This window comes from Cohnella sp. WQ 127256 (assembly GCF_024519285.1).
GTDB lineage: Bacteria > Bacillota > Bacilli > Paenibacillales > Paenibacillaceae > Cohnella.
The window spans coordinates 1,109,470-1,126,642 of sequence record NZ_JAMZCY010000001.1 but is presented as its reverse complement, the minus strand read 5'-3'; the positions used below and the strand labels follow the sequence as shown (position 1 = coordinate 1,126,642).

General features: G+C 45.4%; 14 protein-coding genes. 2 read left to right on the top strand and 12 right to left on the bottom strand.

What is annotated here, in order from left to right; translation table 11 throughout:
• Positions 1 to 4: 4 nt before the first annotated feature.
• From M1K58_RS04845 to M1K58_RS04815, 7 genes are all read right to left on the bottom strand, one after another.
• Positions 5 to 3,103, bottom strand: coding sequence for an efflux RND transporter permease subunit (locus M1K58_RS04845; RefSeq protein ID WP_256757524.1), 3,099 nt, complete (start codon positions 3,101 to 3,103; stop codon positions 5 to 7).
• A gap of 206 nt (positions 3,104 to 3,309) precedes the next feature.
• Positions 3,310 to 4,683: a sensor histidine kinase gene (locus tag M1K58_RS04840; RefSeq protein ID WP_256757523.1), complete on the bottom strand. Its 1,374-nt coding sequence runs from the start codon at positions 4,681 to 4,683 to the stop codon at positions 3,310 to 3,312.
• A complete protein-coding gene (locus M1K58_RS04835) occupies positions 4,680 to 5,357 on the bottom strand; it encodes a response regulator transcription factor (RefSeq protein ID WP_256757522.1) in 678 nt (225 codons plus the stop codon). Before M1K58_RS04835 ends, M1K58_RS04840 begins: the two co-directional genes overlap by 4 nt.
• A 78-nt stretch (positions 5,358 to 5,435) precedes the next feature.
• The gene (locus M1K58_RS04830) at positions 5,436 to 5,975 is read right to left on the bottom strand and encodes an RNA polymerase sigma factor (RefSeq protein WP_256758248.1); all 540 of its coding nucleotides are present in this window, start codon (positions 5,973 to 5,975) and stop codon (positions 5,436 to 5,438) included.
• A gap of 76 nt (positions 5,976 to 6,051) precedes the next feature.
• A complete protein-coding gene (locus M1K58_RS04825; protein ID WP_256757521.1) occupies positions 6,052 to 7,227 on the bottom strand; it encodes an ABC transporter permease in 1,176 nt (391 codons plus the stop codon).
• A complete protein-coding gene (locus tag M1K58_RS04820; protein WP_306220157.1) occupies positions 7,205 to 7,930 on the bottom strand; it encodes an ABC transporter ATP-binding protein in 726 nt (241 codons plus the stop codon). The genes M1K58_RS04825 and M1K58_RS04820 overlap by 23 nt, the downstream gene beginning before the upstream one ends.
• Positions 7,930 to 9,378, bottom strand: a complete 1,449-nt coding sequence (locus M1K58_RS04815) for an efflux RND transporter periplasmic adaptor subunit (protein WP_256757520.1) — start codon at positions 9,376 to 9,378, stop codon at positions 7,930 to 7,932. Before M1K58_RS04815 ends, M1K58_RS04820 begins: the two co-directional genes overlap by 1 nt.
• A 210-nt stretch (positions 9,379 to 9,588) precedes the next feature.
• Between M1K58_RS04815 and M1K58_RS04810 the strand changes: the two genes are divergently transcribed.
• A complete protein-coding gene (locus tag M1K58_RS04810) occupies positions 9,589 to 10,275 on the top strand; it encodes a response regulator transcription factor (RefSeq protein ID WP_256757519.1) in 687 nt (228 codons plus the stop codon).
• Positions 10,272 to 11,783, top strand: a complete 1,512-nt coding sequence (locus M1K58_RS04805) for a sensor histidine kinase (RefSeq protein WP_372339100.1) — start codon at positions 10,272 to 10,274, stop codon at positions 11,781 to 11,783. Before M1K58_RS04810 ends, M1K58_RS04805 begins: the two co-directional genes overlap by 4 nt.
• Here the strand turns inward: M1K58_RS04805 and M1K58_RS04800 are convergent.
• The 5 genes from M1K58_RS04800 to M1K58_RS04780 form a co-directional block, all read right to left on the bottom strand.
• Positions 11,743 to 12,546, bottom strand: a complete 804-nt coding sequence (locus tag M1K58_RS04800; protein ID WP_256757518.1) for a hypothetical protein — start codon at positions 12,544 to 12,546, stop codon at positions 11,743 to 11,745. The two genes, M1K58_RS04805 and M1K58_RS04800, sit on opposite strands and share 41 nt — an antisense overlap.
• 170 nt (positions 12,547 to 12,716) lie before the next feature.
• Complete coding sequence (locus tag M1K58_RS04795) at positions 12,717 to 14,477, bottom strand: stalk domain-containing protein (protein ID WP_256757517.1); 1,761 nt, start codon at positions 14,475 to 14,477, stop codon at positions 12,717 to 12,719.
• A 29-nt stretch (positions 14,478 to 14,506) separates the two neighbouring features.
• Positions 14,507 to 14,959, bottom strand: a complete 453-nt coding sequence (locus M1K58_RS04790; RefSeq protein ID WP_306220155.1) for a GNAT family N-acetyltransferase — start codon at positions 14,957 to 14,959, stop codon at positions 14,507 to 14,509.
• A 201-nt stretch (positions 14,960 to 15,160) separates the two neighbouring features.
• Entirely contained in the window at positions 15,161 to 16,165 is a 1,005-nt protein-coding gene (locus tag M1K58_RS04785; protein ID WP_256757516.1) for a CobW family GTP-binding protein, read from the bottom strand.
• An 88-nt stretch (positions 16,166 to 16,253) separates the two neighbouring features.
• The gene (locus M1K58_RS04780; protein ID WP_256757515.1) at positions 16,254 to 17,165 is read right to left on the bottom strand and encodes an aldo/keto reductase; all 912 of its coding nucleotides are present in this window, start codon (positions 17,163 to 17,165) and stop codon (positions 16,254 to 16,256) included.
• Between the last annotated feature and the right edge of the window lie 8 nt (positions 17,166 to 17,173).

Here is a 17,173-nt window from a genome sequence, read left to right as displayed (position 1 = left end):
ATTTTTATAAGCTAATATCCTCACCATGGCTCGATCGGTTATCTCGATTGAAGATGCGGCTCATTCTCGCTTTTAATGATTCGATCAACTCATAGATGATCGGAACAACGACTAACGTCAGTATCGTGGACGTGATGAGCCCCCCAATGACGACAACGGCAAGCCCCTTAGATATTAGCGTTCCATGCGATAAACCCAGTGCTAGAGGAATCATGGCCGCAATCGTCGCTCCGGCTGTCATAATGATCGGACGCAGCCTTACTTTGCCGGACTCTATCAACGCGTGGCGAACGAGATAGCCTTCTTTTCTCAATTGCTGTGTCCGATCGAGGAAGACGATTGCATTCGTGACGACAATCCCGATGAGCATCAGGAAGCCGATTAGGGAGGTGATATTAATGGACTCCCGTGCAACCCATAATCCCAGTAACCCGCCGATGACCGCTAATGGCAAGGAAAATAGAATAGCGAACGGCGTACCTGCATTCCCGAAGCATAGAACCATGATTAGGTAGACGATCGCGATGGCCGCGCCCATGGCCGCGAACATCTGGGCGAAGCCTTCCGCCATATCCATGCTCACTCCGCGGGTCGTGGTCGTCACCCCCGAAGGAAGTTCGAGTGCACCAAGCGTGTTTGATACTTTCTCGCTGATCGCAGCTTTGTTATTCGAATCAATCTTCGCAGTCATACTCACCATCAGCTTCTGACTCTCACGCTGTAAGGAAATTGGCGCGTTGACTTCCTCAAGCTTAGCGATCTCATTCAGGTGAACGACGGTTCCGTCTGCTATCTGTATCGGCATTTGACCTAGCAGTTCAAGCGAGTTTTTATCTTTGGGAGCTAGCTCGACCGCTGAGCGATATACGGTATTGTCCAAACGGACATTTCCTAATTCGTATTTCGCTATCCATCCCGCAGCATAATCATGAACCTCCGAAACACCCAATCCGAATTGTCTAGCTTTCAAAGGATTAACCGTAATTTGCACTTCTTTCTTCGCGTCTCCAAGACTATCCTTAATCTCTAGCAATTCCGGGAATTCCTTCATCTTGCTCTTGATCGTTGACGCGGCCTGCTCAAGGATCAATTGATCCTCTCCGTAAATCACGTACGTAAAATCAATAGAGGATGACCCGCTGCCACCAGCTAGCGACCCCGGCATAACTTCCGAGCCTTTAGGTAGCTGCTCCGCTATGAAACTGCTGTATCGATCCTTGACGGCTTTAGGGTTTACGTTATCCTGGACTTCCGTAATAATCTCAATCGTATAAGGAACACGATCTTCAGCCCAAGCATAACCAACTAACGATTCTACGAACTTAAACAACGGTTTATCGTTCTCGTCCTTCGCTTCCCGCAGTATCGCTTCGATCTGCTTTGCCTGCAAATCCGTGCTGTCAAACGAGGTTTCGTAAGGCAGTTTGATTGAATAATTGATCTGTTTTTGAGGCGGGCCGTCCGGTATAAAGCCTTTAGGTAGATTGGGCACGGTAAACAAGATTGTCAAGATGAGCATCAACCCCGAAAGCAGCAACGTCTTCATTCGGTGGGTTAAGCACCATACTAATGTTCGTTCATATAACGATACCCATTTCCCTCCTTCATGCTCCTTCACGTTCATAGCTTTGGCGCTGCGTAGCACCATCAGCTTCGCCATCATCGGGATGACGGTCAAGGAGACGAGCAAGGAAGCCAATAAGGCGACGGACACTGTAACCGCGAACGGACGGAACAACGCACCTATAATACCAGTTACGAAAGCGATTGGAAGGAATACGCCAACCGTAACGAATGTAGACGAGCTGATGGCCATAGCCACTTGCTTCACGGCTAACAGGATGACCGACTCATTCCTTTTTTGCGCTTTTTGCAGATTGGCATAAATACTCTCAATGACGACGATGCTATCGTCCACAATTCGACCGACGGCAATGAACATGCCTCCAAGGGACATAATGTTTAGCGTAATATGCATGTAATTCATCACGACTAACGTAAGCAAAATAGATAGTGGAATCGATACGACGACGATAAGCGTCATTCTTAAGTTCCGTAAGAAGACTAATATCATCAAGGATGCCAAAATAATTCCGAACAGGCCTTCCCTTAACAATCCACTAATGGATTCCCTGACTTCGTCTGCACTATCGTAAACCGTGTTAAACGCAATTCCCGGGTTCGATTGTTCCCACACTCGTATCTTAGCTTGGGCTTCATTGGAGAAATCGACGGCGTTTGTTCCACTCGACATGTACAGGTGAATACCGATCGCAGGCTTATCATCCATGCGAGCTATAAAGTTCGATTCATTGACCGCTTCGATTTCCGATAGGTCCTTCAAGAGAAGCGTCTGACCTGTCGGCGTTACGATCTCTAGGTTCTCCAGATCAAAAAGGCTGTTCATCTCACCCTTGACCCGTGCGATCTGCGTATTGCCGTTGAACTTGACGATACCTACAGAACCGTTAGTCATTGCAGCCTGTATGGCACTCGTAACCATAATAGGAGTCATTCTGTAGGCGGATAGTGCTCCCCCGTCTAACCGAATATCGAGGGAAGATTTGCGTGCGCCTATCGTATCAATGTGATCAATCCCGTTAATAGATTCAAAGCCGGGCTTCAATTCCTTATCGTACAATTCATCCAGCTCGGTCTGAGACATCGTCTCCTTTGCGTGAACCGCCAAATAGTAAGAAGGGAACGAAGCGTACCCGATGGTCGCTACTTTCGGTCTGCCGGCCTCTTTTGGAAGACCCACTTCCTGGACGAGGCTTTCAAGGTCTTGCTTCGTCTTCTCAACGTTTACCTTTTCATTGAATTCTAGGTTTATCGATGAGAAACCGTCGCTTGAGGACGAGCTTATCATCTTTAAGCCGGCAACGTTAGATATTTTGTCTTCGATCGGTTTAGTAACCAAGCTCATCACGTCTTGAGGTGAAGCCTGATACTGGGTATAGATCACGACAAACGGAAATGAAATATCGGGCATGTTCTCTACTTTAAGTGAGTTGCCCGCAAAACTTCCCGCACCTAGTACGATAGCGATCAAGATGAACATTGCCGCTACTTTGTTCATGGAAAACTGGATTAGCGCCTTCAACAGGTATAACCCTCCTGCAAACTCGATTCGTTATTTCATCTATTCGTCTGGGAAAGCTTTCCTTTCTCCCATGCTTGGCACTAGCTTACAACAGAATTATGAATAAAGTATGACGTACATGGGCATGCAACAGGTATTTGTTCCCTAATACGACAAAAAAGCCAATGAAAAGGGGTAATCCCCCTCTTCATTGGCTTAAACAATAATTATAAAATACGATGCGGCAACGTAATAGTAACAAGGGTTCCCCCGCCCGGGTTGTTGTTCAACACGATAGTTCCCCTATGCCTTGTCACGATTTTCTTGACGATCGCAAGCCCCAATCCGCTACCTGACTGATTCTTGTTGTGTGATTGATCCGATTTATAGAACCTTTCGAATACTTTCCCTTGATCTTCCGGTGGGATGCCGATTCCGGTATCCGCTATGAACACCTCGATCAAATCCATCTGCTTGACGATACGGATGCTAATCTTGCCGCCCGGAGGAGTAAACTTGATGCAGTTGCCGATCAGATTGATCCACACCTGATTCAATTGGTCTTCATCGGCATTAATTTTTGTTCTGGGCAAATCCAAACTCCAATCTAACGACTTCGCGGACCATAGAGGCTCACTGTTCACGATAGCCTTGCGGAGCTGCTCATCCAAATCGAACACATGCGGTTCGAACGGATGACGATTCGAATCCAGAGATGCCAACTTCAACAAATTATCACTGAGTCTGGAAAGTCTTTCGCTCTCGTTCTGAATAATTGTGAGATACCGGATCCTATCCTCATCGGAAAGATCACTTTGCTGAAGCGCTTTGGAGAATCCCGAGATAGAGGTCAATGGTGACTGGATTTCATGGGATACGTTGGAGACAAAGTTCTGTCTCATCGATTCGAGCTGCTTCATCTGGCTTGCCATGTAATTGAAGCTCTTCGCAAGCTGTCCTAGCTCATCCTTCCTCTTCCCCCATTTGAGTTCGATGTCAAATTCACCCTTGGCCATCCGCTCGGCTGCTGCCTTCATGCCTCGAAGAGGTTTAACCAAATAACGGGCCCCTACGATAATGATCAAACATCCCACTAGCAAATTAATCGCTAAAGCTAAAATGAGCAATTTCGAAGTAAAAGAAATTACGATGCCTTCGGATATTTGAATAAAGAGAGCATAATGCTCGCCATCTTCCTCATAAGGCAAGCCGACGATGAGCTCAGTCTGAGAAACGTCCATGCCCCTGTAGGACTCCCCGTTCAGCACGGAACGAACAACTTGGTCGGAGAGAATAAAGAGTTCGGAGGGCTCCACTCCATTTCTAGGCATCAGGTTTCCGTTTTTGTCGTACACCCTAACCTCGTACTTCTTCGCATAGCTTTCGTCTCTTAGTGCATCTTCCGCTTGGTCGATACCGTTAACCCGAAAAAGCTCCTGGATGCTTCTACCGTCTTGAACCAGCTCTCTCTGAAGCCTGTCTGCGTACCTATCGCCAATCGAGCTCAATACCAAAAGAGTTAAATAATATGTACTGACCAATCCAATAATTACGGCTAACAAATACGAGAGCACGACTCGTACATATAAAGTCTTAATCATTCCATAACCTCGAGCTTGTAACCAAGCCCCCGCTTTGTTTCGATCATGAATGCCGAGTTCAACTCTGCAAACCGATCTCTGATGCGCTTAATATGAACATCTACCGTACGATCATCGCCGGCAAAATCCGCCCCCCATACTTGCTCGATCAAATCATTTCGTGTAAAGATCTGACCGGGAAAGCTGGCAAGCTTGAATAAGAGATCGAATTCCCTCAACGGCAAGGAAAACTGAGCATTATCGATGACCGCCTCATACCGGTGCTTATCGAGTAGGACGTTTCCAATCTGAAGCTTCATCGCATTGTGAATCTTGTAACGCTTAAGTAACAGCTTGACCCGTGCAACCAGCTCCAACGGATCGAAGGGCTTAACCAGGTAATCGTCTGCGCCCAGATTAAAGCCTTTAATCTTGTGATTGGTCTCGCCTTTAGCGGTCACCATCAGGATTGGCATCTCGGGGTAATCTTCCCGCAGATGGTGGCATAACTCCCAGCCGTCCATATGAGGCATCATCACGTCTATGATCGCCAGATCGACTTTCGTCTTCTCCGCGACATCCATCGCTTCTAATCCGTTGCATGCATTCGAAACCTTAAAGCCGTCTCTATGCAAATAAAATCGAATAAGTTCAAGAATGTCCGGGTCGTCATCGACAATCAGAATGTTGGGCATATCGATTTAACCTCCCGTATGCTAGTGTTCCATTTCTAGTACGAGAGATTGTGGGATTTGGTTCCCATCGCATGCACTTCATCCTTCTGAAAGAATACATTGAGGTCTATCCTGCATGATCGCACGCGACCATCGCTCCACGTCTAAATGAATAACTTTGCGGGATTCAAGCATTTCATCTCGATTACGAAGCAATTCACGAGTTCGGTATAAGATGGATTTAACCGCAGACACCGAGCAACCCATTGCTACTGCGATTTCAAGCATCGAATAACCAAAATAATTTGCTAATAGCCACATCTCAATATTACGTCTGGGGAACCGCTCGGCTAACCATTCGATAGCGTTGCGTACTTCCACGTAATCATTGTCCGTATAATAGAGCTTCGGTTGGTCTATGAGCGTCCGCCTTCGTCTATTTGTTTTGCGGCAATCATCGATCCATAGGTTTCTGGCAACCCGAACAAGGAACGGCTTTACATCCAGATAAGGCTCGGTATGAAGGAAGAAAACTAACGATTTCAACAGCGTGTCCTGAAACAAATCCTCTCCATCCCATTTCGACTTTGTAAGATAGAAGCAATATTTACGTAATTCGTCCAAATGCGGTGTGACCAGCTTCTCATATTCCGGAATGATCCCGATGCGATTCCCCTCCTTTCTTAATTAAGTCAACAAGCTTCTTTATTAGAGCTTATTCGTACCGCAGTGCGTCAATCGGTTTAAGCTTCGCAGCTTTATTAGCTGGGAACATCCCAAACAATACACCAATAAATACAGAGAAGAAGAAAGCAACCATGATGATGTTGATCGAGAATTGAATATCCATATTAAAAACGGTGGAAGCACCTTTAGCCGCACCGATTCCAATTCCAATTCCTAGTACCCCGCCTAGCCCACTTAACATCATAGATTCAATAAGGAATTGAATTAAGATATCCCTCTTCTTCGCGCCTATAGCTTTACGAATACCAATTTCTCTCGTTCTCTCGGTCACGGATACAAGCATAATATTCATGATCCCTATCCCACCAACCAATAGAGAAATTCCTGCAATACCGGCCAAGGCAAGCGTTAACGTATCCGATACCGAGGTTAATGCGGATAACGCATCACTTTGGTTAAACACTCTGTAGCTGTCCGTGTTTCCTCGGAAGTGGTCGCTTAGCTCAGCTTCCAAGCCCGTAACAACAGAGTCGATCACTTCAGGAGTCTCTGCTTGGACATAGATGGTGCGAACTCCCTTGGATTTAAAGAGGCGTTCCGCGGACGTTTCCGGAATCATAACGACTTCGTCATTAGAGCCTGTTGTAGAATCACCCTTCTCCTCCAGAACTCCAACGACTTTAAATCTAGTGCCCTGAATGAGAATATACTCTCCAAGCGGACTCCCAAAACCGAACAAATCCGTCGCTGTAGTCGAGCCTATAACGGCCACCTTCTGATACACATCCAGATCGATCTGCGCGAGAAAACGTCCTGTTGCGACTTTATAATCTTTTACGAGTGCATAATCCGCATTCGTACCTACGATGCTTACCGTCTTCGTATTCGTTCCATACTTAACCGATGTACTTTGGGAGTTCGCAGGTGCGATATACTTGATACCTTCTACCTTGTCCGCAATCGCAACAGCCTCGGTTACTTTCAGGGTACTCGTCGTGCCACGACCCAAGATGTTAACCGTCAGTAAGTTCGTTCCCAGGCTCTCCACTTGCTCAGTGACTGACTTCGTTGCTCCTTGTCCTAGAGCAACTAGTGCGATTACAGCTGTTACGCCAATAATGATCCCGAGCATCGTCAATAAGGAGCGTAGCTTATTGGACAGAATGCTCATGAGCGCCATCTTAAATGCTTGTATGAAGTTCATCCTGCCCGCCACCCTCTTCGTTCAATTTCCCGTCCATTATTTTGACGACTCGCTTCGCCTGATGGGAAATCTCAATATCATGTGTGATCAGTATAATCGTATGACCAAGTGCATTCAGTTCCTTAATAAATCCCATCACTTCTTTACCTGTCTTCGTATCTAGCGCACCGGTTGGCTCATCCGCGAGTAAAATCGGAGGGTTTCCTGCGAGAGCACGAGCGATCGCTACCCGTTGCTGCTGCCCTCCTGACAATTCAACTGGGCGATGATGAATTCTCTCCTCTAGACCAACCTTCTTGAGCGCCTCTATCGCTTGCTGCTTCCGTTGCTTCGCGGGAATTCCACGATAAATTAGCGGGAGCTCTACATTCTCGATCGCAGTTAATTTCGTCAACAGATTGAAGCCTTGAAATATAAAGCCTATCTTCTGATTGCGAATATCTGCTAATTTGTTTTCCTTTAATCGGCTCACCTCAGCCCCGTCAAGCCAATACTCACCTGAGGTCGGTGCATCGAGGCAACCTATCACATTCATTAATGTTGATTTCCCTGAACCAGAAGGGCCGATAATCGCTAGAAAGTCTCCCTTCTCGACGGTTAATGAAACCTTATCCAATGCATTTAATGTTTCTCCACCCATACGATATTGTTTGCTCAATTCCTTAATACGGATCAAAGGTTCAACTTTAGCCAATGTGGTCATCAACGTGCACCACCTGCTCCACCGCCAGTGGATTGACGGGTGCCACCACCAGACATGCCACCTCCGCCACCAGGGAAGCCCCCTCCTCCTCCGCTTGTAAATCCGCCAACTCCCATGCCAGGGAATCCACCTTGCATGTTTGCACTAGAGCTTGAGCTTGCGACTGTTGGGAGTACAACGGAATCGCCTTCCTTAAGTCCAGACAAAATTTCGATATTATCTTCATTGTTAATACCAACCTTTACTTCAACGCGAGTTGTAGAGGTTACGCCCACACCAGCGTTCGCATTCGTGCCTCCCGAGCCACGATTGGCCGCAAATTGCTCACGCATGGCCGTTCTCTCTTCTTCAGACATGTTCTGGAAGCGATCGGAGTTTCCACCTGGTGCCTGTCCGGCTTGACCAGATTGACCTGCTTGACCGGTTTGTCCACCCTGTGGTCCTGGTGCCCCTACATCTCCATTTGTTCCTTGAGCAGGAGGTGTTTTTGTACTTGAACCTGAATTCGTCCCCGTGCCAGCACCTGTTCCTGATCCCGAACTCCCCGGTACCATAACGAAATATTTCCCTTGCGAGGACTGTACAGCTTCAACGGGTACATACAAGGCATCTGTTTTCTTATCCGTCATAATGCTCGCCTCCGCAGACATTCCAACCTTCAAAGCCTTAGCGTCTGTCAGTACAATCGTGACATCAAATGAGGCAACACCATTGCTTGTCGTTCCTTCATCCGCAATAGATACAACCTTGCCTGTAAATTTCTCCTCAGGCAAAGCCTCCACAAGAATTTCGGTCTCCTGCTCAAGCTTTACCTTTGAAATATCCAATTCGTCAATCCCCACTACCATTTGCAGCTGAGCAAAATTAACGATTTCACCAAGCTCCCCATTTGGATTAATCGAATCACCAGCAACAACATCAAATGTAGCCAGCACTCCATCAATAGGCGCAACGATTGGATCAATAATCTTGCCTGTCTTTAATGTAGATATATCTGATTGAGCCATCTCAATATCCAACTGCTGCTTCTGAATACTTAATACCAATGGCTTACGAGCCTCATCGTCTAATGCTTCTTTATATTTTGTCTGCAAATCATTAAGCTCCAGCTGCTTCTTCTTCAAGTCAATTGTTTTACTACGAATGCTGTCTGTAACGTCCTCTTGCTCATAAGTAATGAGAATATCACCTTTCTTGACGGTATCTCCTTCCTTATAATTAACTTTAAGCGCCGTTCCTGATGCCGCTGCCTTAAGTGTTTTCCGAGCGATCGGTTGAATACTGCCCGTCCCGCTTACCTTTACTTCAATCGTCCCTTTGCGAACTTGAGTCGTTATGTAGCTTGCCACTAGCTGTGTATCCTTTTTATTGTATAGCTGAATTCCTCCCCATGTTCCCGCTGCCAATACAATGACTAAGGCAACTGACCAAACCATTTTCTTCTTCATTCGTAATGTTCACCTTCGCTTTTCTATTGTCATGAGCACATTATGGAAGACGAACCTTAGCTCAACATGAATGCTAACTGAATGTTTTCTGAACGGCGCTTTCAGCATTCTTTCAGTTTTCTCTCAGCCAATGTTAAGGAAAATCGCTCATAATAGTAAATAATAAGAGCTAAGACCCTATGAGATTAGACATGAGTTGGAGGAATACATATGGCGCAGCAACAATTGAATGGAATTAAAGTCTTAGTCGTAGATGATGAACCGAATATATTACAATTTATTGAGCTTGGCCTAGTCAATGAGGGCTATCAAGTCCAGACGGCGCAAGACGGCGCAGAAGCGATCGCAATCTCCGAACAATTCTGTCCTCATGTCGTCATCTTGGATGTGATGATGCCGGGAATGGATGGCTATGAAGTTTGCACTGCCTTGAAAGGGATGAAGCCTGTTGCTGTTATCCTACTCACAGCGAAAGAAGAAATCGAAGATCGTGTCAAAGGACTGACCTTGGGTGCAGATGATTATATGTCCAAGCCCTTCGGCTTTGGTGAGCTTCTAGCTAGAATTCAAGCAAGAGTTCGCAATCAATTCCCCCATCTTCTGAACGAGATCACGATAGGTCCATTTTCCATTGATGCTGCACGCAAAGAGCTTCGTTACCATCAACGAGTGTTAGATTTATCTCCTACGGAGTACGAGTTGCTGAAGTACTTAATTTATAAACATGGACATGTGTTGAGTAAGAGCGTCATTCTTGATCAAGTGTGGGGATATGATTTCGGTGGGGAAGAGAACATTGTCGAAGTTTATATTCGTTCGTTGCGCGACAAGTTGCAGGATCGTGAACATCGGGTTATTCGTACGATTCGTGGTGCCGGATACCGGGTGGATTTGTGATAAGCCGTTGGACAATTCCATTGGATACCGTTCGTCGAATGATCTTCCCTCGATCTCTTCGTTACCAGCTCTTATCGCGCATATTAATCATTCTCGCAGTGCTGCTACTCGTCATTGGTGTATTGCAATATATATTGATGGAACGATTCCTCTATCAGAATAAAGCAGCGAGCATTCAAAGGCAGATTCAATCTGTACCCGGAGAAATGTGGGAACGATTAAATGGTTCAACTCAAAAGCCACGGGGCCCTGCGGAGCCATTTATTTTCTTCCCTGGATCCTCTGTTGCTTTTATCGACATGGAAGGACATTTCAAAGAAGTTACTTCATTCAACTCTTCTTCATCCGAGTCTATTCCAAGATTAGATAAGCAAGTATATAAGGATGCATTAAAGCCGCCGAGACGTAACAAAGCCACGTTTAGAATTGTGAACCATATGGCTAATGGGGAACAATTGGTTATTTTACAATCGGTGCGAAGCTTTAATGGGATAAAAGGTGTCGTCCAGGTCAGTATGAGCACAAAGCCGCTGAAGAGTGATCTTTATCGGCATTTCATGCTTTTCCTAGCACTAGCCTTTACGGCTTTGATAGGTGGATTGCTTGCGTTCTTGCCTGCTATTCGTAGAACATTAACCCCTTTGTCCCGAATGGTGGCAACCGTAGAAAAGATCGATTCCGGCAAATTAAATGAACGATTGCCGACTAACGATCAACCTATGGAAATCGAACGTCTGTCCCATTCCTTTAATCTCATGCTCGAGCGTCTTGGTGCTTCATTCCAGGCAGAGCAAGAAGCGAAGGAGCGGATGCGGCGTTTCGTCTCCGATGCCTCACATGAATTGCGTACGCCGCTGACTTCCATTCATGGCTTTCTTGAAGTATTGCTGAGGGGCGCTGCATCCGACTCTGTCCAACTGGACAAAGCTTTGAAGAGCATGCACGGAGAATCAGAGCGGATCAATAAGCTAGTGTTGGATTTATTGCAGTTGGCTAAGCTAGATCGAGCACCAGAAGCTTGGCTTAAGGCTTGTGACCTGGCTCTACTGATCGAGGAGATGGAGCCACAATTACGGATTTTGGCGGGACAAAGGCACATTACGATGGAGATGAATTCGAGGGTAGAGCTCTCATTGGACAAAGATAAAATCAAACAGGTATTGTTAAATTTATTTCAGAACGCTGTTCAGCATACGGATTCACAAGAAGGTGTCATTCAGATTGCCTTAAGCACAGTAGATCATGGTGTAGAGCTGACGATCCAAGATAACGGAACAGGGATTCCAGAAGATCATCTGCCCCATCTGTTCGACCGATTTTATCGGATTGACTCCTCACGGGCACGTAGACATGGCGGAGCTGGTCTAGGCCTATCGATCACCCGATCACTGGTCGAACTACATGGTGGCACATTATCCGTAGAAAGCCGCCTTGGAGAAGGCAGCTTATTCCGTGCATATTTTCCATTTACAGGCGATTCAGCTGTTGCACCCCATCAAATAGAGTAGCAATATAAAAGAAACGATCGTCCATATCTACATCAGTGACTTGGCAACCAATTTTTAATGCCATTAAAGAAATTTGGTTGCCAATGTAGCTCAATCGGTATAAGCCTCGATCCGTGCAAGCGAACACCTCATTCCCTCGAGTCACAATAGAGAAAATAAACATTTTACCGATGAGGTAACGTTCGAACTTCCCACGTTGATTGCCAACGAACAGTTCTCCATGCTCCGTTGCACCGATGATCCGACCATGATGAACAGCCAAGCTGGTCACTGATGAGCCAATCTTAAAGTGCATCCAGCTCGTCGTTAAGCGGTCAAGAATGGATAGTCCTTCATTTGTCCCCAATACCACATACTGAGGCAAATACAAGAAGTCATATACGATTACATCTGAACGCATCATGAGATTCCATTCCGCACCCTCGGTGTACCATAACCCACATGAAGTCCCTGCTACTCCAACCTCGTTATATTTCTTATATTGATAACAGCTAACAGCTAGCTCAGTCGTACTCCACTGCTCATCCTTGCACGAAAAAAGCCCTTTATTCGAACAGGCATACAATTGATCCTCATATACCTGTAGACGATTAATATGAGTCCGATCAGGTAAACCTTCATTGTTCTCTACCCATTCGTCCGATAATTGCTTCTTATGTACGATACCTTGTCCAAGTGGAGCTGCCACTAGCACATCTGACGATAACCTCTTAATGGAGGAAAAATGAAATACAAGCCCACCAGGGTTTGTAGAGATTTGCATCGTGCAATTCCAACTCCTTTACTCCGCTTACATTGGGATTAAGTCCATCTTAAATGATAATGATTATCAATGTCAAACAAATTAACGATAAAGGACAGCGCTGTACCTATAAAAAAGCCGCTCCCTACACACTTTCATGTGTAAGAACGGCTCATCTTAAATCTATCATTCTAGTTTTTCGCTGGCATTGGCAAAAATAAGAGGTTAATAGGCAGCATACTACCTGAAGCAGGCGTGAATGTTACAGTAACCGATTCCGTGGAGTCGCCTGTCTTATAGAGCATTCCCACTTCATTTGGGCTCGTAAGAATACTACTATTCGTCATATACACGACTTTGCCATTCACAGTAAAAGCTCCAGCATAATGACCACCACGAGAATTGAGGACAATCGCAGTATTAGGCTGTACTTTATTTAATCTTACCGTGTACAAGACACCGTAATTGCCCATATTAACGACTGGTTTCCCAGTTGTATTATCGACTCCTGTAAGTCCAGGATCGACGACATTGTCGACAAGAATCATCCGGCTTTTCTCGCTACCAAGAGGTTGATTGACGTATATCGTGCGATTGGCATCCTCGAACTTGCCGCGAATGTGAAAAGCATCGTTAGGCAACAGCTGTAAATTCGGAACCGAACTCATCATATCTCGGTTGGCATCCACAACGACTACCTGCAATTTGAGATTTGCACTCAACTGAACATCCCCGAACATGGAATACACATCTCCAGGTCTAACATTTTTGCTACTGTAATCAGTAAAGATAAGGCGGCTCTCACCAGCAGGAATATTCGTATACGTATATTTAGGATTCAACAAGGATTCTAGGTACCTTCCCGTAGCCGCTCTTCCAGTCGTAGACACTATCGGATTCGGTCCGGCCATCCCTACAGCCCCCGTCCTTACAGTAGCTGTCTCCGAATTCTCATTCGTTAGCAAAATATACACTTTAACGGGAGCAGTCCGGCCATTCTGATTATGAATAATGAATCTTACTTTTCCTGAAATCATATCTTCGTAATAAATTCCTTCATCCATAATCATTTCGGGACTATTTGATTTGATCAACGTTTGCTCACGATCTTCAATACTGAAGTTCACCTTCGGGAATGTTAATACGGAAGGTCCACTGAACCCAAATTTATCACCAATATCCGTATACAGAAGATTGAATTCGTCCTTTGAATACAGAGTTTCATCCGTAATCGTGATCGTTCTCGAATACTCACTAATCGATCCGTTATCGTCGGTAACCGTCAAGGTTACGATTTGCGGTCCAGGTTCGAAAAACACACTCTCATTATTATTCCACTTCCGACTCGTAATCTTGTTCAAGTCATCTGTACTTTGATCCTGATAAGTAATCAATTCACCCATTTTATACGTATCTTTCTCCGTACTAAACAAGGCTACTGGCGGTTGATTTGGCGGTTTGACCGGAGTCGTTGCCGTTCCCCACTTCAACTCAATTTTCTTTTGTTGGGAGTTGTAGATCAACGTCATACCGAAGTTTTGAGCTACCGTACGCACTGGGATCATTAATGATCCCTTGAGTTCATAAGGTGCACCCGCTGCATTATTTTTCGCGACTCCATTTAAGGTATAAGATGAAGTCCCCGTCTTAAAAATGAGCTTGTTCTCTCCACTGCTTAAGATAAACGTCTTGCTCTTCGAAACGTAATCGATGGTGCCATTAATCTCATTCATGAATGACCTAGCTGCAACATAAGTCACACCTTTAATCTCGGTTAGTGGCTGAGTCGCTGTCACATTAACCCCGTTATGTAACATCTTATTCGAGCCTTGAATCAGAACAAGAGATTCCTTACCCTCATCACTAACAGCAGCATAAGCTTCCTGAAGCGGTGATTGAATTGAACATATCAATAGTGTGGATAGAAATAATTGCTTAAACTTTTTATTCATTACGAGCTCCTTCTAATCTAGTTGATGGTCTAGTTATTGGATGACAAGCTTTTGCGCATTCGCACATGTAAGATCCCTGCATCAAGGAACGGAGTTACAGATTCTGTCGCATAACCTAGCTTGTTATAGAAGGCTTCGGCGGTGCATTGTGCGTCCAATACAGCCGCTTCATACCCGATCTGCTTGGCTGCCTCTTCCATTCCTTGCATTAGAAGCTTACCAACACCCAATCCACGATAAGCTGCTCGCACAGCGATCCGCTGCATCTTGGCAACACCGGCTTCATAGGTCTTTATTCTTCCAGCTGCAATCGGTTGCTCCTCATCGAGCACGATAAAATGATAGCTAGCAGCTGGTGATTCATCGTATTCATCGACTTCTAGGTCGGGGGAAACCCCTTGCTCTTGCACAAAAACTTCAAGGCGGATGTCTAGTGCTTGCCGCAACTGATCTACTGATTCTACTCGTACAACTCTCATCATTTTGAAAACCTACCTTTACTATTAGATTTCTATCCCAGGCTTTCTATGAGAATAATCATCTTTTAGCATAACGGAGTAAGTAACGTTGTTCAACGAATTTGTCCTCACCACATTTTGGCACAAGCGTCCGACAACAAGAAAAACCGCCTTATTCAGCGGTTTTTGAGCGATTCTATGAAATTACTCATTGTTATAATGGAATCACATTTCCCTCTTCGTCAATGATTCTAGTTGCTCCAACAGCTCCTGCTTGGAAAATCCTTCACCGATAAAAACAACAACATCATGAACAATCTTCTGGGGGGTTATGCGCAAATAATCGCTTTCTCGATAGGCGTACTGGAATAGAAAACGGCTAGCTGTATCATGAAAAGTAACGATCCCCTTAGCCCGATATATCCCTTCAGGCAATTGCCGAACGAAGGCTTCGAACTCATGGCTGTCCATAGATTCAGGTACATAATACGTTAAGGTGTTCACATGGTCATGTCGTGTATCGTGTATATGCTCATGATCGTGCTTGTGTTCATGATCCTGCTCACAATCACTCGAACACGTCGAATGTCCATGAGGGTGCTCATACCCATTCCTTTGCCCATCAAGGCTATATATTACCTCAGCATCCATTTGAGCCTTAACTGACGTTACTAATAGAGCATGAGGGTTCCAGTCTCCTAGCAATTGTTCAAGCTCCGCCTGCTCTGCTTTCCCGACGAGGTCTGTTTTATTTAATACGAGCACACTCGCAGAATGGATTTGCTCCTTCATGAGCTTGAACGTTTTACCTGATCCGATGCGAACACGATCAAGCAAGTGACGACTGTCTACGACCGTCACGACACCTTTCAACTCCAGCTTTTCATACAGCGATGCCTCAGTCACAGCATCCATAATTTCCAGCGGCTGGGCAATACCAGTGGACTCGATCCAGATCACATCTGGGCGATGCTCCTGAGCAAGCTTAACGAGCTCCATGCCAAGATCAGCACGAATCGTACAGCAGATGCAGCCACCAAGCATTTCCGCCATTGGAATGTCTTTCTCGATTAATTGACCTTCCACATTTACGTCTCCAACTTCATTCATCAGAATCGCTGGTTTCCAGCCCTTTAACTTGGCATCTTCAAGCAATAGATTTAATAATGTTGATTTGCCGCTGCCGAGAAATCCGGCAAGTACATATACAGGTATAACCTTGTGATTCATGCTGCCAAGCGCCTCCTATATAAACCCTATAGCAACGCCTCTCCAATTGTTCGGAGAGGCGTTGCTCATGCTCATGCTCATGCTAACGTTACGCCTCTTGAGGATGTCCTGCTTCAACTAGCTCTACCGCTGCAGCATTCGCTTCTACTTGCGCGGGATCCTTACAGCCAGGAATAACGGATGTTACCGCAGGATGCTTCAAGCACCAAGCAAGTGCCCAAGCAGCCATATCTGTACCCGCTGGAACCTCTTCTCGTCCGATCACTTCAACTTCCATCATCATCTGATCAAGCTGAGCAGCATCTCTTCTTGATCTCACATCATTGGATGCAAACTTAGCACCAGGCTTATATTTGCCACTCAGCAATCCACTTGCTAGCGGAACGCGAGCCAATACGCCTATGTTTTGTTCGATACAAGACGGAAACACTTCCAACTCAGGCTTACGGTCTAAACGATTATAGACGACTTGAATCGCTTCCGAATGTAACTTAGTCGATTGCGATGTCTGGTGAATGTTCTCATTTGAGCCGATAGAAATCCCAAGATGACGTATTTTCCCAGCTTCCACTTGCTTGTTCAATGTATCCCATAATTCATCCTGATCGAAGGAGGAATCCGGTCCAGAATGAAATTGGTACAAATCGATATAATCGGTCTTTAATGCCCGAAGAGATTGTTCCAATTGCTTGACCACACCCTTAGGATCAAAGACATCTGTACGATCAAAATTACTATGAAAATGATGACCAAACTTCGTTGCCACGATCCAATCTTGTCGGCTCGATTGAATGGATTCGCCAATTAACGATTCCGACAAGTGATCTCCGTAACATTCCGCCGTATCGATGAGATTGATTCCTAGCTCTTTCCCGCGGTCAAGAATTGCATCAACCTCATGCTGTTCATAGGTTCTTCCCCATTCACCGCCGAACTGCCAGGTTCCAATTCCGACGACAGATACTTTCAATCCTGTTTTTCCCAACATTCTATATTTCATTTCTTTTC

Bases quoted from the DNA above. Each gene is read 5' to 3' on its own strand.
- M1K58_RS04825 (WP_256757521.1), bottom strand. From the start codon at position 7,227: ATGAACTTCATACAAGCATTTAAGATGGCGCTCATGAGCATTCTGTCC.
- M1K58_RS04780 (WP_256757515.1), bottom strand. From the start codon at position 17,165: ATGAAATATAGAATGTTGGGAAAAACAGGATTGAAAGTATCTGTCGTC.
- M1K58_RS04795 (WP_256757517.1), bottom strand. From the start codon at position 14,477: ATGAATAAAAAGTTTAAGCAATTATTTCTATCCACACTATTGATATGT.
- M1K58_RS04820 (WP_306220157.1), bottom strand. From the start codon at position 7,930: ATGACCACATTGGCTAAAGTTGAACCTTTGATCCGTATTAAGGAATTG.
- M1K58_RS04840 (WP_256757523.1), bottom strand. From the start codon at position 4,683: ATGATTAAGACTTTATATGTACGAGTCGTGCTCTCGTATTTGTTAGCC.
- M1K58_RS04835 (WP_256757522.1), bottom strand. From the start codon at position 5,357: ATGCCCAACATTCTGATTGTCGATGACGACCCGGACATTCTTGAACTT.
- M1K58_RS04790 (WP_306220155.1), bottom strand. From the start codon at position 14,959: ATGATGAGAGTTGTACGAGTAGAATCAGTAGATCAGTTGCGGCAAGCA.
- M1K58_RS04785 (WP_256757516.1), bottom strand. From the start codon at position 16,165: ATGAATCACAAGGTTATACCTGTATATGTACTTGCCGGATTTCTCGGC.
- M1K58_RS04800 (WP_256757518.1), bottom strand. From the start codon at position 12,546: ATGCAAATCTCTACAAACCCTGGTGGGCTTGTATTTCATTTTTCCTCC.
- M1K58_RS04810 (WP_256757519.1), top strand. From the start codon at position 9,589: ATGGCGCAGCAACAATTGAATGGAATTAAAGTCTTAGTCGTAGATGAT.
- M1K58_RS04815 (WP_256757520.1), bottom strand. From the start codon at position 9,378: ATGAAGAAGAAAATGGTTTGGTCAGTTGCCTTAGTCATTGTATTGGCA.